Raw genomic sequence first — 23,452 nt, 5'->3', positions numbered from 1 at the left:
CTGTTTTCCGATTCGCTTCGTCGGCCAGCGGTCGCGTTCTCGCCTTCGATTCGGCTTCACAACCGCTCGGAGATGACCGCCGAAAATAGAGTGGGCTAGTTCGACAGGCCGCTCAGTCCAGCGACTGTTCGATTTCGGTTTCGAGGGCGTGAATCCGCTGTTCCAAGTCGGCGACCATCTCCGTCTGCTGTTCGTTGGCGGTGGCGATGCTTTCGACCGAATCCGACACCTCTTCGCTCCGGCGAACGCTGTTGTCGATGATGGTCGCTATCTCCTCCGCGCTCGCGGCCTGTTCGTCGGTCGCGTCCGCGATTTCCGTGATTCCCACGTCGGTTTCCTGAATCGCGGTGACGATGGATTGCTGGTTCTCGACGACGGTTTCTATCTCCTCGGTCGCCGCGACGATACCGTCGTTGGTGGCCTCGACGCTCTCGACCGTATCGAGCGCGGTTTCTCGGATATCGTTGACGATGGCTTCGATCTGTTCGACGCGTTCTTTCGACTGCTCGGCGAGGTCTTTGATCTCGTTTGCGACGACGGCGAAGCCGTCGCCCTCCGCTCCGGCGCGCGCCGCTTCGATGTTCGCGTTCAACGCGAGCAGGTTGGTCTGCTTTGCGATGTTGTCGATGACTTCGACGATTTCGTCTATCTCGTCGATACGGTCTTCGAGTTCGTTCGCGTCGGTGACAACTTCCTGTGCGCTCTCGGAGACGTCATCGACCGTGGCGAGGGTTTCGACCGCGGCGTCGGCTGACGTTTCCGCGAGGGTTTTGGTTTCGGTGCTCTGACTGCTGACCTCCTCCGCGCTCGAAGCGATCTCCTCGATGGTCGCGCTGAAGGTAGCGACCTCCGATTGAACGTCCCCGAGGTTTTGGGATTGGTCGTGCGCTAATTCGCGGATGGATTGGGAGTCGTCTGCGACGTCCGCGGCGGACTCCCGGAGTTCGGCGACGGCGCCCTCCACCTCGTCGGTCATCTGTTCTTGGAGCCTCCGAACGGATTCCCGCTGCTCGATGAGTTCGGTGACACGGGTGATGACCTCGACGGCACCGACGCACTCGCCGTCGGGCGTGGTTATTGGGACGCCCAGTGTGCGCCCGTGAATCGTCTCGCCGCTCGCCGCGGTCGCGGCGCGGATGTCCGATTCGCGGATAACCTCGCCCGTTCGAACGACGGCTTCCGCGAGCGTTTCGGTTTCCCCGTCGGTTCCGAACAGTTCGTAGGCTGGCATGCCGATTGCCTCATCCGCGGAATACCCCATGAGGTCCTCCACCCTTCGATTCCAGTGCGTTACCGTTCCGTGTTTATCGATGACGAACGCCGGTTCCGGGTACAGCACGATCAGATTTTCGAACGCGTGCCGCCAGAACGACCCAGCGTCGAGGTCGCCGCCGGGATATATCTCATCTCTCACAGGTTTCTCAGTTGCCATTGTTCGATTATGTATTAAGGGCGATACAACCGATGGGCATATATTTTTGGACTGACGACGGATTGAGGCATCAAATTATATACACATACCAGCTAGTCTGTCGTCGGTGGCTCGCGGGGAATTCGGTGTCGGGCGGACCGCAGTCCGAAAGCCCTGTTATGTCCCGGTGCGGAGCCACGAGCATGACCGTTTCCAGCGCCCCGGGGAAGGTGTATCTCTTTGGGGAACACGCCGTCGTGTACGGCGAACCCGCCGTCCCGTGCGCCATCGAGCGCCGGGCGAGCGTAACCGTCGAAGCGCGGGACGACGACCGACTCCGCGTGCACGCCAAGGATCTGAGTATCGACGGATTCACCGTCGAGTACAGCAGCGAGACGAACGCCACGCCCGACGTGAACGTCTCGGAGTCGCTCGTCAGGGCCGGTGTCGGCTACATCGACGCCGCGATAGAACAGGCACGCGATGCGACCGATACGCCGGACGCGGGATTCGACATCACCGTGGAGAGCAACATCCCGCTCGGTGCGGGTCTCGGCTCCTCCGCCGCCGTGACCGTCGCCGCAATCGACGCCGCGACCCGCGAGCTCGGCGTGACGCTCTCATCGGACGAAATCGCGGACCGTGCGTACAAAGCTGAACTCGCGGTGCAGGACGGCGAAGCGTCGCGCGCGGACACCTACTGCTGTGCCACCGGCGGCGCGGTTCGCGTCGAGGGCGACGACTGTCGGTCCATCGAGGCACCCGACCTCCCCATCGTTGTCGGCTTCGACGGCGGCGCGGGCGACACCGGAAAACTCGTGGCCGGGGTCCGGGCGCTCCGCGACGAGTACGATTTCGCCGCCGAAACCGTCGAGAACATCGGCGATATCGTTCGACAAGGCGAACAGGTGCTCGCCGACGGCGACCTCGACGAACTCGGTAAGCTGATGAACTTCAATCACGGTCTGCTGGAGGCGCTCGGCGTCTCCTCGCGCTCGCTCGACAACATGGTCTGGGCGGCCCGCGACGCGGGTGCGATGGGGGCGAAACTCACGGGTGCGGGCGGCGGCGGCTGTATCGTCGCCCTCGACCCGACGGACGAGACGAAGACGGCGCTCCGGTTCACGCCCGGCTGTGAGGACGCCTTCCGCGCGGAACTCGACACCGAAGGGGTGCGCGTCGAATGAGCCTCACCGTCCTCAAACTCGGCGGAAGCGTCATCACGGACAAAGACCGTCCCGACACGCTGGACGGGGAGATGTTGGACTACGTTGCGGATGCGGTGGGCGATGCGCAAATCGACGACCTCGTGCTCGTTCACGGCGCCGGTAGTTTCGGCCACCACCACGCCAGCGAGCACGGCGTTTCGAAAACGGTGGGAAGCAGTGACGTCGCGGCGGTTATCGACATCCACGGCGCGATGGAGACGCTCGACCAGTTCGTGCTCTCCCGCCTCCACGAACGCGACGTTCCCGCCGTCCCCGTTCATCCGTTCTCCGTCGCGTCCCGTGATTCGGACGCGGAGCTCTCGCTTCCGGTCCAGCAGATTGCGACGATGCTCGGAGAAGGGTTCGTTCCCGTCCTTTACGGCGATGTCGTCGTCCACGAGGGTAAGGGCGTCACCATCGTCAGCGGCGACGAACTCGTCACGTCCGTTGCACGGCAACTCGACGCGGACCGCGTTGGCTTCTGTTCGACCGTTCCCGGCGTCCTCGACGAAGACGACGCCGTAATCCCCGAAATAACGTCCTACGAGTCGGTCGCGGACGTGCTCGGTGAAAGCGAATCGACCGACGTGACCGGCGGAATGGCTGGCAAGGTCGCCGCACTGCTCGAACTCGGTGCGCCCGCGTCTATCTTCGCCCCGGACGACCTGACGGCGTTTCTCGACGGGGAGAATCCGGGGACGAGAATCGACGGGTGAGCGGGTACGGTCAGCGGATAATCGGAGAAAAAGCGGAGAAAAGACTCGTTTTACGCGCGAGACTGGCGAACCTGTCGCAGGACCGGGATGACGAGCCAGAAGAACACCATCCCGAAGATGGCGAGCCAGAAGGTCGCCTCGCGAAGGATGAGGGCCAGATTCCCGTACATGCCCAAGCCGCTGGGGACTTCCCCGATGAGTTGTGTATCCTCGAACCCGGGGGTGGTGTACCAACCCGAGAGAACCATCCATGCAAGCCCTGCGGTGGCCGCGATACCGAGTCCCTTTGCGAATTCGTCAGCCATTGTTAGACGGTTCGTCGGAGTCATCTTTAGACTTTCCCATTCCCTCGGTGCGGAACCGCGTCGAAAAGGCGTAGACGACCGCACCGGCGGCGATGAGGAACAAGCCGAAGATGGCGAGCGGGAAGTCCACTTGCGGAAGTGGTGCGGTCGCTCGGTCAGTCGCCGAATCGAGGAGGATGAAGCCGAAAACGACCGCGAACACGGCGAACATCGTCGAGAAAACGGTAACCGCCTTGTACACCCGGAGCGGGACGACGACATCGCGCGAACGGATTCCACCAGCGGTGTCCGCGGTGTCGCCTTCGGATTCGTCGTCAAATACCGAGTCACTCCGCTCTTCGTCGTCGTCCCGAGATGAAGACATGGAAATGGGAATGGAAATGTGTGGTAGTTACTTCGGCGGGCGGAGTCGATAGTACCGGCGGTTCAGGCTGAACATGTACCCTTCGCGCATCGACTTCAGCACCGTGTAGGTGATGGTTCCCGCGATAACGGGCACGAAGAACGCCAAGTCGAACGTCAGGTGTGCCGCGATGGGCAGCAGGTTCTTGATCGACAGCGCACTGATGGTGGTGGCGAACGTGACGCCACCGACACCGACCGCGGACCAGAACGGCTGTTCGACCGGTCGCCGTGCGCTCCCCTTGTTGAGGAACGGAACGATGGCGATGAAGCCGACCACGACGACGTTTGCGACGACACCGAACGTCCGGTCGGCCATCAGCTTCTGCCCGCCGAGGATGGCCAGCTCGGGGTTGAGCGGACCGAGCTTCAGCAGCCCGAACGACCAGTAGAGATACCAGTCCGGCAGGATGATGGCCGGAGTCGAACTCGGGTCCGCCGGCGGTCCGAGGTGCGGCGGGAGCGTCGCCGCGAGGAACAAAATCATCCCGATGAAGAAGCTCCCTATCGAGAGGTTCCGAATCATCTCGTGGGGCCACGTCGGGAACGCCAGCACGTCACGTTCGACGTAGCTGGACTCCTGTCGGAGGTCTTGGTCCTCGCGCCGCGACCGCTCGAAGTATTCGTACGTCAGCCGGGAGAGCCCCTGCGTGCGCTGCTTCCGTTCGAGCCACGTCGGGGTCTCGTCGTCCGGCGGGACGATGCCGGTACCACTTCCGTCGGTTCGGGGTTGGGATTCGTTTTCGTCGGTCATTGTATCAGTGTGGTTCCGCGATGCCCTGCATCCAGACGATGCCGATGTGGACGGCGACGAGCGTCGTCACGACGAACGGCAACAGGAACACGTGCAGGATGTACATGCGCTGGAGCGTCGATTGACTCAGGCTGAAGCCACCGAACAACAGGTGTGCAACCCATTCGCCTATCAGCGGTACGGACAGGCTCATTTCGACGCCGATCTGTCCGGCCCAGAACGCCAGCTGGTCCCACGGGAGCAGGTAGCCGGTGTACCCGAACACCAGCGTCAGGCTGATGAGGATGATGCCGAGAATCCAGTTCACCTCGCGCGGTTCCTTGTACGCACCCGTGAAGTAGACACGGAGCATGTGGAGGAACACCGCCGCGACCATCACCTGTGCCGCCCAGCGGTGGATCGACCGAAGCATGAACCCGAAGTTCAAGTCGGTCATGATAAACGTAAGCTGGTTGTACGCGGCCGACGGGTCACCGGCGGTCGAGGGCGAGTAGTAGAACCCGAGTAGCGCGCCGCTGATCGCGGCAACCGCGTACGCGAGGGTGGAAAAGCTCCCCAGCGCGTACAGCGGATACCAGTACCAGAACTTGTTGTCGAGGCCGTACTGTTCGGTGTGGCTTTTCGGCATCTGGAGGTTGACGCGGTAGTACAACGTCTCCAGGATTTCGAGGTAGTCCACGATGCGGAAGCGCTTGTCCATCCACATCAGCGTCGTGAGGAACGTACTCTCGATGGGCGTGAGGTCCTTCTCACGGAGCCACTCCCCGTGGTCGTATTCGTCTTTTGGTTCGAGACTCATCTTAGCTGTCCCCCTCCGGGCGTGGCAGCGCCACGAAGGATTTCTTTACGAGGCTGAAGGGGTCGTACACCGACTGGTGGCACGGACAGTAGACGTCGTCCTGGGCGTTGAACTTGGCGGACCCCGCGATTCCCTTGAATTTGGGAACGCAACAGAAGTGGGTACACTTGTTGAGCCACGCAACGAATCCTTTGTCCGTACTGGCGTTTACCCACTCGTTGTCCTTCTTCTCGATGAGCGGGCTACGGAGGACTTGTACCGTCAGGGTCTGCGAGCTGTCCACGTCCTGTGAACGCCACGTGACCGTCGCGGGTTTGCCGAGACCGGACTTACCGATGCCGTTGCCCCACGTCTTGTAGTCCGAGAAGTCGTCGACGTGGACTTTCCCGCCCGCCTCGACGTCGGCCTGCCATTCGTACTGTGCCCCTTTCTTGTATCGGAAGTAGTTGTCTTGGTCCGCTTCGGGGTCAACGCCTTTGTACGTCTGGACACCACAGTACTGGAACCATTCGGGGGAGTACGTCATGCCGCCGATCTTCTTCTCGGCGACGACGACTTCCTGTCCGCCCTTTTGGACCTTCTTCGCCTCGGGGAACTGCCCCTTGAGATATCCTTCGCTGTCGATTTCGATGGGTATCTGCGGCATTCCACGCGGGGCGGGTCCCGCGATGTTCTCGACCGCCATGTACTGCGTGGTCCCACCGCCCTCGCCGGACGGGGAGGTAGCAGTTTTCAATGCGGCACCGGCGCCGACACCGACGCCAGTGAGCGTTGCACTGCCGACCACGCCTTTGACGAAACGGCGGCGACCTGTGCTCTCCGGATATTTGTCGTCTCCTGCCATTGTTTATCGTTTGTAGTAGGGGTACACTGCTCGTTTGAACTGTTCCCACGCGTTACCGAACGATTCGGTTCCTTCCTCTTGTCCCTCGCGCACGTAGAGGTCTTCCCATTTGCGACGACGCTTTTTCACGATCATCACGTCGGGGAGGAACTCCTTGCGGTACAACATGAGGATGAACGCGAGGTCGATGAAGATGACCGCGAGGATGCCGCCGAGGAACATGTTGCCGGCCTCCCTGAGGCCCCAGCCGTTGAGGAGGCCGTACGTGAACAGACCGACGAACACGACCTCGACTATCGTCAACAGGACGATGGTGATAGCGGCGGTCGTGCTTTCTCGTGCCGGTTCGTATCGGTGAATATCGCCGTAAGTGCTTCCTGACGAGGACATCTATCTGTTCCCTCCACTGGTGTTTGCGGATTCGCCGTACTTCAGGAAGAAGAACGTGTAGAGGAGCGACATCATCACCATCAGAATCGTCGCGATTCCGACGTAATGTGCCTGGAACGGAACACCCATCTCCTCCGGGTCCGCTTCCGCTACCGCGCCGCCACCGCCCGAGCTACCGACGGTGATGGAACCGGTCATGCCGGCGCTCTTGTGCGGGGCACAAACGTACGCGTACTCGCCGGGCGTACTGAACGTGTGCGAGTAGGTGTGACCGGTGTCGAAAAGCTCGCTCGCACTGCCCGAGCCTTCCCAGCCGGCGCCCTCTGGTTGGCTTTCGGGGACGACGTTGTGACCGTCCGACTCCCAGACGAACTTGACCGTCGTCCCGGGCGTGATGGTCAGCTTGTCCGGGTCGAACACCAAGTCGCCGCCCGGACCGACCTTCACGGTCTTCGTAGGACCGCCACCACCGCCGCCCTGTGATTGGTTCCCGCTCGATTGATTCCCGCTGGACTGGTTCCCGCCTCCCGACGTCGTCGTTTGGCCTCCACTCGTCCCGTTACCACCGGACTGGTTTCCGCCTCCTGACGTCGTCGTTTGTTGCGCACCAGCGGGTGCCGCAGTCGCGGCTGTTCCGCCAGCAACACCGCTGGCCGCCAGTAGAAAGTCCCGCCTCTTCATACATGTGTTGGTCAGGATGGGACTTGCTTAAACCCACCGATGCCGATGGATTGCCGTCATCGGCAGGCTCGGAATCCCTCCGTCCGGTTCAGTCGTCCTGGTCCTTTTCGTCGACGGGGAGAAAGTCGGGTCGCATCCCCGATTCGACGCCCGCCGAGCGGAGTCTGTTTCGATACTCCTCGGACCGAAATCTGTCGGACAAACGGGCGTTCGCCACGATGAGAAGGACGAACAGTCCGAAGACGAAGAAGGCACCCCCGACGAGGGCGAGCAGGGGTGCGCCGTCTCGAACCGAATCGGCGACGCCGACGACACCGAGGACGATGAGGAGCCACGCGATTATCATCCCGATACCGCCGAGCACGTGAATCGCGCCGATGGTCTGCATCAGCTTGTTGCCGAGTTCGCCGCTGCCCTCGGTCACCTCGTCCGGTTGCGGTAGTTGGCCCCCCTCGGGCATTTCCGGGACCTCGTACTCGTCCATCGACGCTAACGCGACCGTGGGTTTCACGTCGCGCAAAACGGTTCCACGTCCCTCGACGCTACCGTCGGGGTAGACGATGGCGTATCCCTCGTCGGAGTACGCGGCCAACTGTGGCTCCCCGTCGCGCGTGATGCGCTCGACGACGGCGAACACCTCCCTGATAGCGATGCGGTGTTTCAGGTCGGCCTCCACGCGGTCGAGCAACTCCGTGCCGGTTATCCACGAGTCGGGGTCGAAGGCGACCTCCCACTCTTCGAGCGACATCTCCGCCATGTCCTCGGGTCCGAAGTTCTCGAAATCGTACTTATCGTCGACCTCGCGGCGGAGTTCCTCGCGGGATTTCTCTGGCGCGTCGTCGTCCACGCCCTCCGTCCCGCTGTCGGAGTCAGCCATTACCCGAACCTTACACTTCGATGGCTAAAACGTCTTCTGACCTGCCCGGCGTTTCGGACGGTTTAACGCATCCCGGTCTAACCATCCAGTATGGTATCCGACGCGGCGATTGCGACCGTGGTCGCCCTAGTCGTGACGGCGAGCTTTCCGTTTTATCTCTACGGCGCGTGGATCATTCTCGAATCGGACCCCGTGACGTGGGCGGTACTGACCCGCCATCTGAAGTATATCTCCGTCGGACTGCTGTTGACCACGGTGCCCTTCCTCACGTGGATGCTTCCGCGATTCATCGCCCACTTCGGCGGCGGTCTCGCCGCGGTGCACGCCTTCCTCGGGTTGCAAGCCTACGCGATGTTGATACTGGCGCTCACCGGCATCATTAGGATATTTCAGGTCAAACGCGCTCACGATTTGTACGGCACGCCGAACCCCGAGATGGACATCGGCGAACTCCACGAAAACATGGACTCGTGGCGGTGGCGTCTGCGCGCCGGGGTCGCTGGCTACATCATTTTCTGGCTGCTCGCGTGGACGCTCGGCGTCGCACGCTTTTTCATCCTGCACACGGACTATCTCTGATTCGAAGTCCCTCAGTCCCACGCCTCGCCGCTGGCGAGGTCGATGTCGTTGTCGAGTTTCGAGGACGGACAGATGTCTTCGAGGATGCAGTCCCCGCAATCGGGGTTCCGCGCGGTGCAGGTCGCCCGTCCGTGGCTGATGAACAGGTGGGTCAGCCACTGCCAGTCCTCCTCGGGGACGAACGTCATCAGGTCGGACTCGATTTTCTGGGGCGTCTTCTCCTCCGTCAGACCCAACCGGCGCGAGAGACGCTGGACGTGGGTGTCAACGACGATTCCTTCCACCACGTCGTGACCGTGCTGGAGCACCACGTTCGCGGTTTTCCGCCCGACGCCCGTGAGGTCGGTCAGTTCGCTCATCGTGTCTGGAACCTCCCCGTCGTGTTCCTCGATGATGGTCCCGCAGGCGCTGTGTATCCACTTCGCCTTGTTGTTGTAGTACGTGATGGAGTTCAGGTCCTCGGCCAACTCGTCCACGTCGGCGTTCGCGTAGTCCTCCACCGACTCGTACTTCTCGAACAGGTGTTCCGTCTCCTTGTTCACGCGCTCGTCGGTACACTGGGCCGAGAGCATGACCGCGATGAGGAGTTCGAGGCGGTTCGAGAAGTTGAGCGAGATGGTCGCGTCGGGATACTCGTCGTACAGTCTGTCCACGATTTCGTCCAGTTGTTCCTCCCGCGTGTCGAGTGGGACGCCCATGTCGGTGTTCTCGGAGGGCGTCGGTTTGAGTGGTTCGATGTCTCGGGAGAGCGGTGAGAGAGTCGGCGCGGAGAAAGAATCTTACTCCCGGTGTTCGTAGGCGCGAACATGTCCCCCGATGGTTACTCGGCTTCGTGGACGGACCCGGATTACGTCTCGACGGTCGTCGGCGTTCTCGCCGCCGCCGCGCTCTACTTCTACAGCGCGTGGGTGAACTGGGGGCCGACGACGGTCGAAATAACGGTCGTCTTGCTAGCGGTCCTGCTCCCGACGACGCTCGCCTACGAAATTGCTCGTCGTTTCTAAGATGGACGACTCGGAAACCGCCCGTCGTCCGACTCGTATTCCAGAGAGTTTAAACGCCCGTCACGCACCCATCTCCGTATGAAAGCGACCGCGAAGGCCCACCCCATTCAGGGGCTGGTCAAGTACCACGGGATGCGCGACGAGGAACAGCGGTACCCGTACCACGACAGCATCAGCGTCTGTACCGCACCGAGCCACACGAAAACGACGGTCGAGTTCGACGAGTCGTTCGACTCGGACACCTTCGTCGTCGACGGCGAGAAACTGACGGGGCACGCGGCGGACCGCGTACGTACTGTGGTTTCCCGCGTGCGCGAGCTGGCCGAAATCGACACCCGCGTCCGACTGGAGAGCGAGAACAGCTTCCCCTCGAACGTTGGTCTCGGCTCCTCGTCGTCCGGGTTCGCCGCCGCCGCGATGGCCGCGGTGGAGGCCGCCGGTCTCGACCTCTCGCGTCCGGACGTCTCGACCATCGCGCGCCTCGGGTCGTCCTCGGCCGCCCGCGCCGTGACGGGCGGCTTCTCCGACCTTCACATGGGCCTGAACGACCACGACTGCCGCTCGGAGCGGCTCGAATCGCCGCTCGAAGACGACGTGCGAATCGTCGCCGGGCTGGTTCCGGCCTACAAGGAGACCGAGGAAGCCCACCGCGAAGCCGCCGACAGTCACATGTTCGACGCGCGGTTGGCGCACATCCACGACCAACTCGTCGAGATGCGCGACGCGCTCCGCGTCGGCGACTTCGACCGCGTGTTCGAGACGGCGGAACACGACTCCCTCTCGCTCGCCGCGACGACCATGACCGGTCCGGCGGGATGGGTGTACTGGAAGCCCGAAACCCTCGAAATCTTCGACGCGGTTCGGAAACTCCGCAACGACGAGGGAATTCCGGTCTACTACTCCACGGACACGGGTGCCAGCGTGTACGTCAACACGACCGCCGAGCACGCCGAATACGTCGAGGAAGTCGTCGCCGATTGTGGCGTCGAGACCATGCGCTGGAAGGTCGGCGGCCCGGCCGAAATCCTCCCCGAAGACGACGCGCTGTTCTGAGTTCCCGAACCGCTACTTGAGCGGGGAGTACGCCTTTAGCCCTCCCATCCGTTGTTTTCCCATGGACATCGCAGTGCTCGGCGCTGGCTATGCCGGTCTGTCCCTCGCTCGAAAACTCGAAACGGACCTCTCCGACGACGCCACCATCGTCGTGGTCGAGGAGACGGGCGAACACCTCGTTCAGCACGAACTCCACCGCGTCATCCGCCGCCCCTCGCTCGCGGACCAAATCTCGATTCCGTTGACCGACGTCCTCGACTGCGAGGTTCGGGAGACTCGCGTCGAATCGGTTGACCCGGACGAAAATCGCGTCCGCCTCGAAGACGACGTGCTGGAGTACGACTACGCCGCCGTCTGTCTCGGTGCCGAAACCGCCTTCTACGACCTCCCCGGCGTCGAGGAGTACGCGATTCCCCTGAAGCGTCTCGAACACGCCCGCGAGATTCGGGAGGGCTTCCTTTCCGCCGACGGCGGTCGCGTCGTGGTCGGCGGCGCGGGACTCTCGGGCGTGCAGGTCGCGGGTGAACTGGCCGCCCTCGCCGACGAGGAGGAGAAGAACGTCGAAATCGTCCTGCTCGAACAGTTCGAGACGGTCGCGCCCGCCTTCCCGGCCAACTTTCAGGAGGCCGTACGGGACCAACTCGAACGACGCGACATCGACATTCGTACCGGAACCGCCGTCTCCCGCGCCGATGACGACACTATCACGCTCGAAGACGGCGAAACGTTCGCGTACGACCTGTTCGTCTGGACGGGCGGGATTCGCGGTTCCGACGCGATGGGCGGCGACCGCGCCCGCGTCGATAGCACGCTCCGACTCGGCGACGGAACCTTCGTCGTCGGCGACGCCGCGCAAGTCGTCGATGGCGACGGCGAGGCGGTTCCAGCGAGCGCACAATCCGCCGTGCGGGAGGCCCGCGTCGTCGCGAAAAACATCGTTCGACTGGTCGAGGGCGACGACGTGTTCGACCCGCGTCTCGACCAGTTCACCTTCGACTCGCCGGGGTGGCTCGTTTCGGTCGGCGACGGCGCGGTGGCGCAAATCGGCCCGACCGTCGTGACTGGACGGGCGGCGAAGGCGCTCAAGGCGACGGTCGGCGCTGGTTACCTCTCGTCGGTCGGTGCCGTCAGAAACGCGGTCGATTTGATCGGAGAAGAGTTGGGGGACTAAATACCCGGAATCCCGAGTGCGCTCGACGTCAGGACGTCGAGGAAGACCAGCGCGTAGGAGATGACGACCACCGAGAGCCACGCGATGAGACCGATACCGATGGCGTTGCCCCAACCGCCGGGATACCGCCAGTTGATGACCCAAACCCACGCGATGAGGACGACGATCCAACCGAACAACCAGCCGACTAACACCGCGACGATACCGCCGATGACCGAGCCAACGATGGCTGTTATCAACGCGTATCCGTAATCGTCGGTTCCCGTGACGACCCGCGCACCGATGTAGATGCCGAGACCACCGATGAGCAGGCTCACGATGAAGCCGACGACGGAACCCATGAGGGATAACATCGTGAATTCCCCTACGACGAACCTGTTTTTATAAGAACCGCTTGCGACTCGTCGGAACCTCCGCGGCGAAATGGTTATAATAAACGAATTCAGCATCATCTTTAAGGTACTGGCCCATCCTTGCCTCACCATGGCACGCGAGCCGACGCTTGACACGGTACTGATCGGCGCGGTCGGAGCCGGTGCTGCGGCGCTAATCGGAACGAGAGCACTGGAATACTACCGAGAACGACGACGCCACTCGACGCCACACGTCGTTTGCACGGACTGTGGCGAAGCGATGCCGATAGACGACGTTCTCGACCCGGCAGTCACCTGCGCTTGTGCGACCAGTAACGTGAGAATGGACTGAGAAGAAACTGCGTGCCACGACGTTCACTTTTCGAGAAAACGAGTCGGGGAGTTAGACGTGGCGCAAACTGCCACGAAATCCCCGCTCTGTTGTGGACGCGATGACGAAAGCGACGGCGACGATGAGGAACTTCCGACGAATCTATCGGTCCGCGACACCGAGTGGGGAACGAAACGATGACCGACGAACGGGACCCCGACGAAATCATCGGCGACCTCGACGGGCCGGTGTTGCTCTTCGACGGCGTGTGCAACCTCTGTAACGCCGCCGTTCGGTTCACGGTCCGGTTCGACGAGTCGGGGACGTTCCGGTTCGCGCCGCTCCAGTCCGCCGTCGGGCGGGCGCTCCTCGACCGACACGGCCTCTCGACCGACGAGTTCGATTCGGTCGTGCTCGTGGAGGGTGACGACTGTTACACCCGTTCCACCGCCGCGCTCCGGGTCTGCCGCCGACTCGACGGTCCGTGGCCGCTCCTGTACCCCCTCGTTTTTCTCCCGGCCGCCCTCCGGGACCCGGTGTACGACCTGATAGCGACGCACCGCTACCGGCTCTTCGGGCGGACGGACGAGTGTCAAATCCCGGACCCCGAACTCCGCGAGCGGTTCGTCGAGCGCGCGCTCGATACGGTATGAACCCCCTATCGCGCGAGTAGGTTCCCTCTTCTCATCGGTTCGTTCCCGCTACTCGACCGGTAGGATGACGTACGTCACCCACAGGCCGCGTATAACAATGGTTCGGCGTCGCCAGTTGTATTTCAGTGAGAACGGATGAACGAAAGGCCACATCGAATCGAATTAGGCTGCGGTTCCGCCGAACGGGTCGCCCATCCACCACCGGCGAACGGTCGGACTACCGACCGCTACGCGGCCGTTATGAGTGAGAAGGGAATTCGACGCGTTTCGGGAGGGAGGGGCACATGGTAGGATTGTTCGGTGCCTTCGGCGACCGCACGGTCGGCTTAGACGCGTTTCCGAGCATGCGGCGTGGGGGCCCAGAGCGAACGGATTCGTTCGCCGACGATGCGGTCGCCGTGACCACGGGATTCCATCCGCTGCTGGCCGACGAACAGCCCGTCCGAACCGCCACGGAAGACGTGCTGGTCTGGACCCTCGGCGACGTGCACGGGTTCGAACGAAACGGCTCGTATCAACCGCGTCCGGCCGCCATCGATACGCCGACGTTCTGTGCGAACCTGTACGAGTCGTACGGCATCGACTTCGTGGACGGTTTAAACGGGGAGTTCGCGGGCGTCGTCTACGACCGCGAACGACGGACCGTCTTCCTGTTGACCGACCGATTGGGTTCGTATCCGCTCTTCCACACGGAGGCGGGCGACGCGCTGTTGTGTTCGACGGACATCCAAACGCTCGCCGGATTTCCGGGCGTCGAAACCGCGTTCGACCGCGACTATCTCGCCGAGTTTCTCGCCTACAAGCGGTCGTTCGGCGTGACGACGCCGCTCTCCGGCATCGAACGGCTTCCACCCGCGACGGTCACGGCCATCGACCTCGACGACGCATCGACGGATTCCCGGCGGTACTGGCGGCCCGAGTACGCGCCGAAGGACGAACCGTTCGAGTACTTCGTCGAGGAGTTCGTCGAGCGATTTCGACGCATCCTCGACGAGTGGGTACGTGACGACCGCGAGTACGGCCTGCTGTTGAGCGGAGGGAGCGATTCGCGGCTCGTCATGGCCGCGATGGACCGTCCCGTCGTCGGGTTCCACATGAACGACTGGAGAAACCGCGAGGCGCGCGTCGCGGAGCGTATCGCCGCGGCCGCCGGTAACGAATTTCGGTTCCTCCACCGCGACGAGGAGTATCGGCGGCGGTCGCTCGCGGAGAACCCCTCCCTCTCGAACTTCGACGGGTGGTACAAACAGGGCTACCCGACGGGCTTTGCCGACGAAATCACGTCGTCGGTGGACGTGCTCATGTCCGGGCTGTACGCCGACACGCTGTTCAAAGGCCACGCGGTCCCGTCGCCGAAGGTGTCGCTCGGCCCGGTGGGGAACGTGACCTTGCCGCTCGAAACGCCGATTCGGACGGTGGACGAGTTCATCGACCGGCTCGCCACCGACGCCCCTCCGTACCTCGACGCCGACGTGGACCTCGAAGCCGTCCTTCGGAAAAACATCTCCGTCACTTCGGACGGGGAGATAGACCACCACGGCGTTCGATACCGGTCGATTCGGGAACTCGTCCTCTGTAGCGACTACTACCCGCTGTCGAACGACACCGAACTCATCTACACGAACAGCCTCCGACAACTCCGTCCGTATCGGACGCCGTTTCTCGACAATCGGCTCATCGACCTCCACCTCTCGATGCCGGTCGAATATCAGCTTCGGCGCAACATCGTCCATCAGGCCATCGAGCGGCTCGACTCGCGTCTCGCCGCGGTTCCGCACTCGGAGTCCGGCGTTCGAGCCGACCGCTCGTTCCCGGTCGAATACGTCGGCAAGCACCTGAACGCATTCCGGTGGAAGCACTTCGAGGACGAGACGCCGCCGGAACCGTGGTGTACGCACGGCCCGTGGCCGAACGACGCGGCGTTTGTCCGACAGGACGGATTCGTCCGGGACGCGCTCGCCGCGAACCGCGAGGTCGTCGAAATCCTCCCATTCCTCGATTGGGAGGGCGTCCGGCGAAGCTACCGCGACCACTTCGACGGCGCGGACAACACCGTCGAACTCTACACGCTGTTGACCCTGCTCGAGATGCCGGTAACGAAACTGCTGGGCGATGCCGTCGAAACCGACGACTCGGGGGCGACCGGTTCGGAACCGGTCGGCGACCGACCGCTGATCAGGCTTCCGACCACCGACGAAGGGGGTGAGGAGCGGTGAGCGGCAACGACAGTAGTGGCGATGGCAGCGACGGAGACATCGGTAACAACGAGGGCGTCGATGGAGACGTTGGTAACAACGACGGCCTTCGAACGCTGGTGCTCGGACTGGACGGGGCCTGTCCGCCGATTCTCGAACCGCTGTTTTCGGCGGGGGCGCTTCCGAACCTCCGCTCGATATTCGACGGCGGCGTCTCTGGTCCGCTCGAATCCCAACTGCCGCCGTGGACGCCGAGCGCGTGGCCGTCGCTGTTCACCGGCGTCAACCCCGGCAAACACGGCGTGTTCAGCTTTCTGGACTACGAGGGCTACGACTGGAGCGTCGTGGACGGCTCGGACGTCCGCGCCGTTCCCGTCTGGGAGCACCTCTCCCGGCACGGATTCTCGAGCGTCGTCGTCAACGTGCCCGTGACGCACCCGCCGCGCGAGTTCGACGGTGCGCTCGTGCCGGGGTACATGGCCCCCGACTCCCCGGCGTGTCACCCGCCGGACCTGCTCTCCGACATCCGCGAGGAAATCGAGGACTACCGCGTCTACCCCGAAACGACGGACCTCTCGCCCGAGGAAGCCGCCGCCGAGTACCGCGACGTGGTGGAGATGCGCGGTGAGGCGTTCCGCCTCCTCGCGGACCGGTTCGACCCCGACTTCGGATTCCTGCAGTTCCAGCAGACGGACACCGTGTTCCACGAGTTCCCCGGCGAGCGGGAGACGGTTCGGGCGGTGTACGAGGCGGTGGACGAGCAGGTCGGCGAGGTCCTCGACGCGACCGACCCGGACACCGTTCTCGTCGTCAGCGACCACGGGATGGGCGAGATGACGGGCACGGGATTCTACGTCAACGAATTCCTCGCAAAACACGGGTACGTGGACGTGTCGCAGGGCGGCGACGGAATGCCCTCGTGGGTTCCGACGCGGGAGTCGCGGCTTCGAAACGGCGACGCGGACGGAGACGACGCGGACGACCCCAACTTGCTTCGGCGCGTGACCGCCCTCGCCGCCAAGTGCGGCCTCACGACGACACGGGCGGGAAAACTGTTGTCGGCGGTCGGCCTCCGCGATTTCGCGTCCGAACACGTTCCCGCGGGGGTCGTCCGGGCGAGCGGCAGGCAGGTCGATTTCCCGGCCTCGACGGCGTACATGCGGGCCAGAATCGAGTGCGGCGTCCGCATCAATCTGGCGGGCCGCGACCCGAACGGCGTCGTCCCGCCCGAGCGATACGAAGCCCTCCGGACGGAACTCATCTCCCTCCTCGAAGGCGTCGAGACGCCGGACGGAGAGCCGCTGTTCGAGGACGTGGCACGGCGGGAAGCGTACTTCGACGGACCGGAGGCGGACCGGGCGGTCGATATCGTCACGGTTCCGTCCGACTTCGACCACTTCCTCTCCGCGGAGCTTTCGGGGGACGAGTTCGCCGCGCCCGGCCAACCGTGGAACCACAAGCGAAACGGCGTCGTCGCCATGGCGGGCGACGGCATCGACGGCCCGCTCGGGGACGCCCACATCTTCGACGTGACGCCCACCGTCCTCGCGCTGTTCGGCGTGCCGACGAGCACCGAGATGGACGGCGAGGCGTTGTCTTCCGTGGAACCCGTCGGGGAACGTTCGTACCCGACGCGGCGGGAGGGCGGACGCGAGCGGAAGGAGGAAGCGCGGGAGGACGGACGCGAACCGACCGCATCCGAGGAATCGATGGAGAACCGACTGACGGCACTCGGCTATTTGGAGTGATACGCATGACGATAGACGTAAAAGAAGCGGACGATAGCACGCTCGAACGATGGAACTCGTTCGTGGACGAATCGAAGGAAACGACCCCGTTTCATCGGCGCGAGGCGCTCACGCACCTCGCGGAAACGGCGAACGCCGAGGTGCGGTTCCTCGTCGGCTACAAAGGGCAGGAACCGGTCGGCATCTTCCCGATATTCGAGACGACCAAGGGACCGTTCCGGATGGTGTACTCGCCGCCGCCGCACCTGGAGGTGTACTACCTCGGTCCGGCCCTGCTCAACTTCTCGAAGCTGAAACAGCGGAAAGCGGAGCGCCGACATCGGTCGTTCATCGACGGCTGTCTGTCGTGGATAGACGACGAAATCGACCCACACTACGTGGACGTTCGGACCGTGGACGGGTACACCGACCTGCGTCCCTTCTCGTGGAACGGGTTCGACGTGTCGCCGTCGTACACGTACATCCTCGACCTGACGGAAGACGACCTGCTGATGCAGTTTAGCCGCGACGCGCGGAGCAACGTCAGGAACCGGGACGACGACTGCACGATTCGGGAAGCGGGCGTCGAGGGTATCGAGGCGGTCATCGGCCAGATTCAGAACCGCCACGCGGCACAGGATAAGGAGTACCGCATCGACCCCGCGTTCGTGACCGAACTGTACGAGCGACTACCCGAGGGATGCGTCCGCCCCTACGTCTGCGAGCGAGACGGCGAAATCCTCGGCGGCATGGTCACGCTCGAAGGGGACGACACCATCTACCGCTGGCAGGGCGGCGCGAAACACGACCTCGACGTGCCCATCAACGACCTGCTGGATTGGCACATCATTCGGGACGCGCGGGAGCGAGGGCTGACCCGCTACGACCTCGTGGGCGCGAACCTGCCCCGCCTCTGTCGGTACAAATCGAAGTTCGGCCCGGAGCCGGTCGCCTACCACACCGTCCAGCGGAAGGCGACCCGGATGCAGGCGGTGACCGGGGTGTATCGTCGGCTCCCCTCCGCGCTCAGGGTGGTGTCGGAATGAGACGCCCTGCTGCCGACCTGTTCGCCCCCGACCTGCTAGCCGACGATTGCCCGACTGCAAGCCGACGAGCATGACGAAGCGAACACGGAACGACATCAAGCGACGAACACGGGACGGTATCGACCGACGAACGTACCTCCTCGCGGTCGCCGGGGGCGTCGGTGCCATCGGCGGCGTTTCGGCCGCCAGTCTCGGGGGCGAGAACGACGGGTCCCGTTCGAAGGCGGTCGTTCGACCGTCGGAGTTCGTCCTCGAACAGGACGATACGTGCGTCCCGCTCGGTGTCGTCACGTCGGACCTGCCGATAGAGACGTTCTACGACTACCGCTCGTCGGACACCGACCCCGAGGGGTGGTACAGCGCCTACGGCCCGGCGACCGACCTCGAACAGGCCGAAAACAGCGTCCTCTACCTCTACCACGGTCCGAAGGGGAGGAGCCTCGTCTTCATGCACGGAAAGCGCGGGAGCGACGGCGGCGGGTCGGTCACGTTCCACATCACCGGTCTCCCCGCGGACGGCGAGTGGGCAGTCACCGACGACCAGTACGACGCGTCCACCAACTACGACACCTTCTCGAAGTCGGACGACGGCTGGACCGTTGATTGGACGTGGGCGGGCGATTCCCACCACGGCGGGGGTGCCGACGGCGGCGCGTTCCGGGGAATCACCCGCGACGACGTGGTGACCATCGACCCAGCGTTCAACGACGACGCGCGGTTGTACAGGCAACACGTGAACCGAAACTACGTCGGACCGGTCGAGAACTGGAACGCGCTCGCCGCCGATTCCGATGGCCATCGGTGGGCGTCGTTGGACATGGAAACACCGGTCGTCATCCGTTCAGGGCAGTGTGGTGGGAACGACGGTTCGGCAACTACGACCTCGACCACGACTGCCACCGAACCGCGAACGACGCGCGGCGGGAGTCGGACAGAAGAGACGACGAGCGCCACCGGGAGAACCACGACCGGTTCTGGAGGCGACCCGACCGTCACGGACGGTACGACGCCGCTGACATCGACGGCGACCGAAGGGGCGGCGAGCGGACCCGAAGACGGAACCACGTCGAACGGACAGGCCGGGTTCGGAATCCTCGCCGGTGTCGCTGGGTTCCTCGGGATATTCGGTGCGAGTCGCTACTTCGAGCGGGATAGCTCCGACTGAGCGGACTGTGCGCCTCAGTCCGCTCTCGGGGCGACCCGCTGGCCCGCCGAAACGTAGCGGGGGTCGCCGGAGTCGTCCGCCGCGTCGGACGCGACGTCCTCGAACCGAATCGGCAGTCCCATCCCGAGGTAGAAGTTCGGGCGGTCCTGGACGTGGAAGTGAAGGTGGGGTTCCGTCGAATTGCCGGAGTGCCCACAGCGACCGATCTGCTGTCCGCGTTCCACGCGCTCGCCCTCGGAGACCGCGACGCTTCCGCGCTGAAGGTGTGCCGAGACGCTGTACTCGCCGTCGGCGTGCTCGATGGTGACCCAGTTGCCGAGGATGTTGCGTTGGCGCAGGTCGAGCCATCCGCCCGCACGGGGACCGTCTCGATGGCCGTCGTGCGCCGCGACGACGACGCCATCCGCGGGTGCGCGTATCGGTTCGCCGTAGCAGTAGTACTGGTCCGGGCGTGACCCGTCGCCGGTGTGAGTGCGACCCTCCTCGTCAGTTATCACGAAGTCGAGGGCGTATCGCTGGGCGAGGATGCTCCACGAATGGGAGCGTTCGCGCGTGGGGCCGCCGTTGATGACCGTCCACGTTTTGCCGTCCGTCGGTGCTGTACCACCGTCGGCGTCGTCGGTGGAATCGTCCCGTAATGTGCCGTCGGCGAACGGCAACCGGTAGGCGGTCGCCTGTTCGAACCGGTCGGGGTTCGGCAATCGACCGCGGTATCGAAGGAGCGTCGGAACGTGTCCGACCAGTTGGAGCACGCCTTGTACGAACACGAACGGGTTCAACTGCAACAGCAGAAGCGACAGGCGCGACCGGCGCGTGTAGGATTTTCCGCCGATGGCGACCCAATCGGTCGGGTCCTCCTCGTCCTCACCGAACGAGGGAAGGAAGCCCCGCACGAGCGGCCACAGCCCGAACAGGAAGAACAGCGCGAACAGCCGGAGGGAACGAAGTGATTGGAACAGGTAGCCGGGTATCGAGAGGAAGCCGAGCAGGGAGAGAAACGTCGGGTCGGGGAGACGCCCGAGGAGCCCCTCGCGTCGGGTCGATTCTACTCCGTCACCGGAATCGGTCGGGCCGTGTGCGCCGGACATCGGGAGTAGATGGGGTCGTCTCCCGCTTCAGTGTTTGGCGAACGATTCTTCGATTGAATTTTTGATAGTTACTCCACGGTTCGCCGCGTCGTCTCCGTGGCGTGGGCGGTGTCGTCTATCGTAACGGACAGCTCCTCGCCTTCGAGTCGGAAGGTGAGTCGGAGACGGTCGTCGTCTCCCTCGTTCACGAGGGACCCGTCGTTCTGTGCGAATTCGAGTTCCCACAGGTACGACGTGCGGACGGAGCGCCCGTGGCGATTGTACAACGCGTTCACCTCCGGATGGCTCAACAGGCAGAATCCGATGGGACCGAGGAGTTGGGCGCCACACGTCTCACAGACCGCGTGGAATCGCGGGACTACCTCCTCCTCTCCCACCTCCGGTTCGACCGGCCGGACCGCGGTCGAAATCGAGTCGTAGCACTTGGGACACGTGCCGAGGAGCGCCAACTCCACGGCGCGGTGGACCAACACCGTCGCCAACTCGAGGAGTTCCTCGACTGTCGCGTCCGCGGCGGCGTTAGGTGGCACTCCCCAATGGAACAGGGGATGGTCGTTGTCACAGGAAACGGAGAGAACGCCGTCCTCGTACGCGCCGATGGCCGTCTCTCCGCATTCGCTGCACGCGCTATCGAGTTCGACCGGACCGAGCGTTTCGCGCCCGGTGTACGTCCCTGCGAGGATGGCGGACGCCATCTCGACGCCCGCGTAGTTGAGTCGGTACCCCTCGTCCGTCTTCTCGACGAAGTGCCCGCGGAGCTTCTTCAGATGGTACAGAAATCGCCCCGAGTCGCGGACGCCGACGCGCTTTCGCAACTCGGAGAACGGCAACGTCGGATTTCCCGGCCGCTCGCGGTGGGTGTCGGCGAGCGCTTCGATGATTTCGACCCGCGTCGGGTCGCTGAGCGCGCCGAACGCCGTTGCCGGGTCGATAGCCTCGTCTGGCGAATCCATGGGTTCGTTTGCTATCGAACCGAGGGGCCGTGTGAGTGTAAATCCACGGAACTGACGCCGCGGGTTCCGGCGACGAGCGGCGGGCGAGTAGGCGGTCATCCCGGTGGACGACCGTCGTTGCACACCACCGGTTCCGGGTGGGCTTCCCGAACGAGTTCGAGCGCGGAATTCGGAGCGTTTCGGAGCTTATTTCTACGCCCGTTTGAGAACGCTCATCTACGACACGACAAATGAACTCGGCCCCGTTTAATCGGAGTATCTCGGCACAGCACCGCGCCATCGACCTCGCCGACTGGAACAACGTGTACGTCGTCGGCGACGTCCACGGGTGCCGAAAGACGCTCGACCGACTCATCGAGAAACTCGCGCCGAGCGACGACGACCTTCTCGTCTTCGTCGGGGACCTCGTTCGACGCGGACCGGACAGTCACGGCGTCGTCGAACTCGTCCGCTCGTCGGACAACATGCTCTCCGTTCGAGGGAACAACGAGGAGAAACTGCTCCGTGGCCGACGGGTCGCGCCGGACCTGACCGAGGCGGACCTCCGCTGGCTCTTTTCGCTTCCGGTCGCCATCACGTGGGAGAACGCGCTCGTGGTCCACGGGGGCATCGACCCGCGGAAGCCGCTCGGCGAGCATACCGTGGACGACTTACAGAACATGGAGTCGCTCGGCGACGACGGCCGCCCGTTCTGGTGGGAACGCTACTCGGGAGACGATCGGGTGTTCTTCGGCCACACGGTGCTCGAACGGCCGTTCGTCGAGGACGCCGCGGTCGGCCTCGACACCGGTTGCGTCTACGGGGGCGCGCTGACGGCATACGACGTTCGCCGCGACCGAACGATACGCGTCGAACCCGCCCGCGCCCACAAGGAACGGCCGCCGGAGAAGTTCGTACGCCCGATGCTTGCGACGCCGAAGTAGAGCGCTCGGACGGTCCGGCGGAGCGGATACACGGACCGTCAGCCCCGCAACGCGTCCTCGATGGAGTCCGCGAGCGGGGTTTCGAGGCCGGTGTGTTTGAAACTCGTCGCCGGATTGCTGTCGACCGCGACCCAGCGGTCGTCCACCCGAATCACGTCGACGCCGAGCGCGCGTGCACCGAGAAAATCGAGCAGTCGTTCGATTCTGACGGCCACGTCGGTGTCGATGGTTCCGGGACCGAGGCGTTCGCGCTCGCCGTGGAGCTTCGAGTCGAACCGCACGACCGCCGTGTGGGTTTCGTTGCCGTCGTGGACGGCGTAGTACTTGTGGTCCGGCCCGTCGGCGTCGAGGAGTCGCTGATAGAAATCCCCGGTCCCGTTCGCCACGGGGTCGTCGCCGATGTCGATGAACCCCTTCGCCACGTAGTCGCCGTCCGGCGGTTCGGTCAGAATTGACGGGATACGAAATCCGGCGGCGGCGAGACAGCCGAGTTGGGATACGCGATTGAACAACAGCAGGGAGGCCACGTAGCCGTTCCACGTCTTGATTCCGTTCCGTTCGGCGTATTCGAGCGCGTCGAGCGACTCCCACCGCGCCTTCTTGTTGACGAGCATGGTCAGTCGGTCGAGGCGGTCGCGTGGCTGCTCCACACCCGGTTCCAAAAACTCGACGTCGTACCCTCGCTTTCGTAAGGTTTCGGCGACGACGCCGAACACTTGATGGTTCGGATCGCAGATAATTCCGATACGTTCGTCGCCGGTGGCTTCATCCCCCATGGTGAATCACCTTGCCACGGAGTACCACCCGTGTTCGTATATGTCTTC

27 protein-coding genes are annotated in these 23,452 nt (G+C 63.6%); 13 read left to right on the top strand and 14 right to left on the bottom strand.

Annotated elements, in window-relative coordinates:
- Positions 1 to 112: 112 nt before the first annotated feature.
- Positions 113 to 1,414, bottom strand: a complete 1,302-nt coding sequence (locus B208_RS0102005; protein ID WP_007978867.1) for a methyl-accepting chemotaxis protein — start codon at positions 1,412 to 1,414, stop codon at positions 113 to 115.
- Positions 1,415 to 1,614: 200 nt separating this feature from the next.
- On the opposite strand from B208_RS0102005, the gene mvk reads away from it, so the two are divergent.
- Together mvk and B208_RS0101995 are read left to right on the top strand one after the other, a co-directional pair.
- Positions 1,615 to 2,598, top strand: coding sequence for a mevalonate kinase (gene mvk, locus B208_RS0102000; protein ID WP_007978865.1), 984 nt, complete (start codon positions 1,615 to 1,617; stop codon positions 2,596 to 2,598).
- Positions 2,595 to 3,335 (top strand): isopentenyl phosphate kinase, encoded by a 741-nt coding sequence (locus tag B208_RS0101995; protein WP_007978863.1) that lies wholly within the window; start codon positions 2,595 to 2,597, stop codon positions 3,333 to 3,335. The genes mvk and B208_RS0101995 overlap by 4 nt, the downstream gene beginning before the upstream one ends.
- A 50-nt stretch (positions 3,336 to 3,385) precedes the next feature.
- On the opposite strand, the gene B208_RS0101990 is transcribed toward B208_RS0101995, so the two are convergent.
- The 8 genes from B208_RS0101990 to B208_RS0101955 all read right to left on the bottom strand — a co-directional run bounded on the left by B208_RS0101990 (position 3,386) and on the right by B208_RS0101955 (position 8,387).
- Complete coding sequence (locus B208_RS0101990; protein ID WP_007978861.1) at positions 3,386 to 3,640, bottom strand: DUF7314 family protein; 255 nt, start codon at positions 3,638 to 3,640, stop codon at positions 3,386 to 3,388.
- Complete coding sequence (locus tag B208_RS0101985) at positions 3,633 to 4,004, bottom strand: DUF7315 family membrane protein (protein ID WP_007978860.1); 372 nt, start codon at positions 4,002 to 4,004, stop codon at positions 3,633 to 3,635. The genes B208_RS0101990 and B208_RS0101985 overlap by 8 nt, the downstream gene beginning before the upstream one ends.
- A 27-nt stretch (positions 4,005 to 4,031) precedes the next feature.
- The gene (locus B208_RS0101980; RefSeq protein ID WP_007978858.1) at positions 4,032 to 4,796 is read right to left on the bottom strand and encodes a cytochrome b family protein; all 765 of its coding nucleotides are present in this window, start codon (positions 4,794 to 4,796) and stop codon (positions 4,032 to 4,034) included.
- Positions 4,797 to 4,800: 4 nt separating this feature from the next.
- Positions 4,801 to 5,595: a cytochrome b gene (locus B208_RS0101975; protein WP_007978856.1), complete on the bottom strand. Its 795-nt coding sequence runs from the start codon at positions 5,593 to 5,595 to the stop codon at positions 4,801 to 4,803.
- 1 nt (position 5,596) lies between these two features.
- A complete protein-coding gene (locus tag B208_RS0101970) occupies positions 5,597 to 6,439 on the bottom strand; it encodes a Rieske 2Fe-2S domain-containing protein (protein WP_007978854.1) in 843 nt (280 codons plus the stop codon).
- Positions 6,440 to 6,442: 3 nt separating this feature from the next.
- Positions 6,443 to 6,829 carry a DUF7318 family protein gene (locus B208_RS0101965; RefSeq protein ID WP_007978851.1) on the bottom strand — a complete coding sequence of 129 codons (387 nt, stop codon included), beginning with the start codon at positions 6,827 to 6,829 and terminating at the stop codon, positions 6,443 to 6,445.
- The gene (locus tag B208_RS0101960) at positions 6,830 to 7,510 is read right to left on the bottom strand and encodes a plastocyanin/azurin family copper-binding protein (protein ID WP_026177700.1); all 681 of its coding nucleotides are present in this window, start codon (positions 7,508 to 7,510) and stop codon (positions 6,830 to 6,832) included. It abuts the gene before it with no gap.
- 88 nt (positions 7,511 to 7,598) lie between these two features.
- Positions 7,599 to 8,387, bottom strand: a complete 789-nt coding sequence (locus B208_RS0101955) for a DUF7319 domain-containing protein (RefSeq protein WP_007978848.1) — start codon at positions 8,385 to 8,387, stop codon at positions 7,599 to 7,601.
- A 90-nt stretch (positions 8,388 to 8,477) separates the two neighbouring features.
- Here B208_RS0101955 and B208_RS0101950 point away from each other — a divergent pair, with 90 nt between their 5' ends.
- Positions 8,478 to 8,966 (top strand): DUF7321 family protein, encoded by a 489-nt coding sequence (locus tag B208_RS0101950; RefSeq protein WP_007978846.1) that lies wholly within the window; start codon positions 8,478 to 8,480, stop codon positions 8,964 to 8,966.
- Between the two features lie 11 nt (positions 8,967 to 8,977).
- On the opposite strand, the gene nth is transcribed toward B208_RS0101950, so the two are convergent.
- Positions 8,978 to 9,664: an endonuclease III gene (nth, locus tag B208_RS0101945; RefSeq protein ID WP_007978844.1), complete on the bottom strand. Its 687-nt coding sequence runs from the start codon at positions 9,662 to 9,664 to the stop codon at positions 8,978 to 8,980.
- 108 nt (positions 9,665 to 9,772) lie between these two features.
- Between nth and B208_RS0101940 the strand changes: the two genes are divergently transcribed.
- The 3 genes from B208_RS0101940 to B208_RS0101930 all read left to right on the top strand — a co-directional run bounded on the left by B208_RS0101940 (position 9,773) and on the right by B208_RS0101930 (position 12,194).
- Positions 9,773 to 9,970 (top strand): hypothetical protein, encoded by a 198-nt coding sequence (locus B208_RS0101940; protein WP_007978842.1) that lies wholly within the window; start codon positions 9,773 to 9,775, stop codon positions 9,968 to 9,970.
- A 78-nt stretch (positions 9,971 to 10,048) separates the two neighbouring features.
- Complete coding sequence (gene mvaD / locus B208_RS0101935) at positions 10,049 to 11,023, top strand: phosphomevalonate decarboxylase MvaD (RefSeq protein ID WP_007978840.1); 975 nt, start codon at positions 10,049 to 10,051, stop codon at positions 11,021 to 11,023.
- A gap of 61 nt (positions 11,024 to 11,084) precedes the next feature.
- The gene (locus tag B208_RS0101930; protein WP_007978839.1) at positions 11,085 to 12,194 is read left to right on the top strand and encodes an NAD(P)/FAD-dependent oxidoreductase; all 1,110 of its coding nucleotides are present in this window, start codon (positions 11,085 to 11,087) and stop codon (positions 12,192 to 12,194) included.
- On the opposite strand, the gene B208_RS0101925 is transcribed toward B208_RS0101930, so the two are convergent.
- Positions 12,191 to 12,547, bottom strand: a complete 357-nt coding sequence (locus B208_RS0101925; protein ID WP_073096529.1) for a hypothetical protein — start codon at positions 12,545 to 12,547, stop codon at positions 12,191 to 12,193. The genes B208_RS0101930 and B208_RS0101925 overlap by 4 nt on opposite strands.
- Before the next feature lie 130 nt (positions 12,548 to 12,677).
- Here B208_RS0101925 and B208_RS0101920 point away from each other — a divergent pair, with 130 nt between their 5' ends.
- The 6 genes from B208_RS0101920 to B208_RS0101890 all read left to right on the top strand — a co-directional run bounded on the left by B208_RS0101920 (position 12,678) and on the right by B208_RS0101890 (position 19,664).
- Positions 12,678 to 12,899 carry a hypothetical protein gene (locus B208_RS0101920; protein WP_232423697.1) on the top strand — a complete coding sequence of 74 codons (222 nt, stop codon included), beginning with the start codon at positions 12,678 to 12,680 and terminating at the stop codon, positions 12,897 to 12,899.
- A gap of 176 nt (positions 12,900 to 13,075) precedes the next feature.
- Complete coding sequence (locus B208_RS0101910) at positions 13,076 to 13,531, top strand: thiol-disulfide oxidoreductase DCC family protein (RefSeq protein WP_007978831.1); 456 nt, start codon at positions 13,076 to 13,078, stop codon at positions 13,529 to 13,531.
- A gap of 284 nt (positions 13,532 to 13,815) precedes the next feature.
- Positions 13,816 to 15,747, top strand: coding sequence for an asparagine synthase-related protein (locus B208_RS0101905; RefSeq protein ID WP_007978828.1), 1,932 nt, complete (start codon positions 13,816 to 13,818; stop codon positions 15,745 to 15,747).
- Entirely contained in the window at positions 15,744 to 17,474 is a 1,731-nt protein-coding gene (locus B208_RS0101900) for an alkaline phosphatase family protein (protein WP_007978826.1), read from the top strand. The genes B208_RS0101905 and B208_RS0101900 overlap by 4 nt, the downstream gene beginning before the upstream one ends.
- Positions 17,475 to 17,479: 5 nt before the next feature.
- Positions 17,480 to 18,499 carry a lipid II:glycine glycyltransferase FemX gene (locus tag B208_RS0101895; RefSeq protein WP_007978824.1) on the top strand — a complete coding sequence of 340 codons (1,020 nt, stop codon included), beginning with the start codon at positions 17,480 to 17,482 and terminating at the stop codon, positions 18,497 to 18,499.
- 70 nt (positions 18,500 to 18,569) lie between these two features.
- Positions 18,570 to 19,664: a hypothetical protein gene (locus tag B208_RS0101890; RefSeq protein ID WP_007978822.1), complete on the top strand. Its 1,095-nt coding sequence runs from the start codon at positions 18,570 to 18,572 to the stop codon at positions 19,662 to 19,664.
- 14 nt (positions 19,665 to 19,678) lie between these two features.
- Here B208_RS0101890 and B208_RS0101885 read toward each other — a convergent pair whose 3' ends face one another.
- Both B208_RS0101885 and B208_RS0101880 read right to left on the bottom strand, forming a co-directional pair.
- The gene (locus B208_RS0101885) at positions 19,679 to 20,752 is read right to left on the bottom strand and encodes a M23 family metallopeptidase (RefSeq protein ID WP_007978821.1); all 1,074 of its coding nucleotides are present in this window, start codon (positions 20,750 to 20,752) and stop codon (positions 19,679 to 19,681) included.
- A gap of 68 nt (positions 20,753 to 20,820) precedes the next feature.
- Positions 20,821 to 21,705 (bottom strand): ArsR/SmtB family transcription factor, encoded by an 885-nt coding sequence (locus B208_RS0101880; RefSeq protein WP_007978819.1) that lies wholly within the window; start codon positions 21,703 to 21,705, stop codon positions 20,821 to 20,823.
- Positions 21,706 to 21,935: 230 nt separating this feature from the next.
- Here B208_RS0101880 and B208_RS0101875 point away from each other — a divergent pair, with 230 nt between their 5' ends.
- On the top strand, positions 21,936 to 22,628 hold the full coding sequence (locus tag B208_RS0101875; protein WP_007978818.1) for a metallophosphoesterase family protein: 693 nt from the start codon (positions 21,936 to 21,938) through the stop codon (positions 22,626 to 22,628).
- Between the two features lie 38 nt (positions 22,629 to 22,666).
- On the opposite strand, the gene B208_RS0101870 is transcribed toward B208_RS0101875, so the two are convergent.
- Entirely contained in the window at positions 22,667 to 23,404 is a 738-nt protein-coding gene (locus B208_RS0101870; RefSeq protein WP_007978817.1) for a hypothetical protein, read from the bottom strand.
- Between the last annotated feature and the right edge of the window lie 48 nt (positions 23,405 to 23,452).

Source organism: Haladaptatus paucihalophilus DX253, from assembly GCF_000376445.1.
Classification (GTDB): domain Archaea; phylum Halobacteriota; class Halobacteria; order Halobacteriales; family Haladaptataceae; genus Haladaptatus; species Haladaptatus paucihalophilus.
Note: the sequence above shows the minus strand (reverse complement) of the source record. Positions and strands in the feature narration are given on the sequence as shown.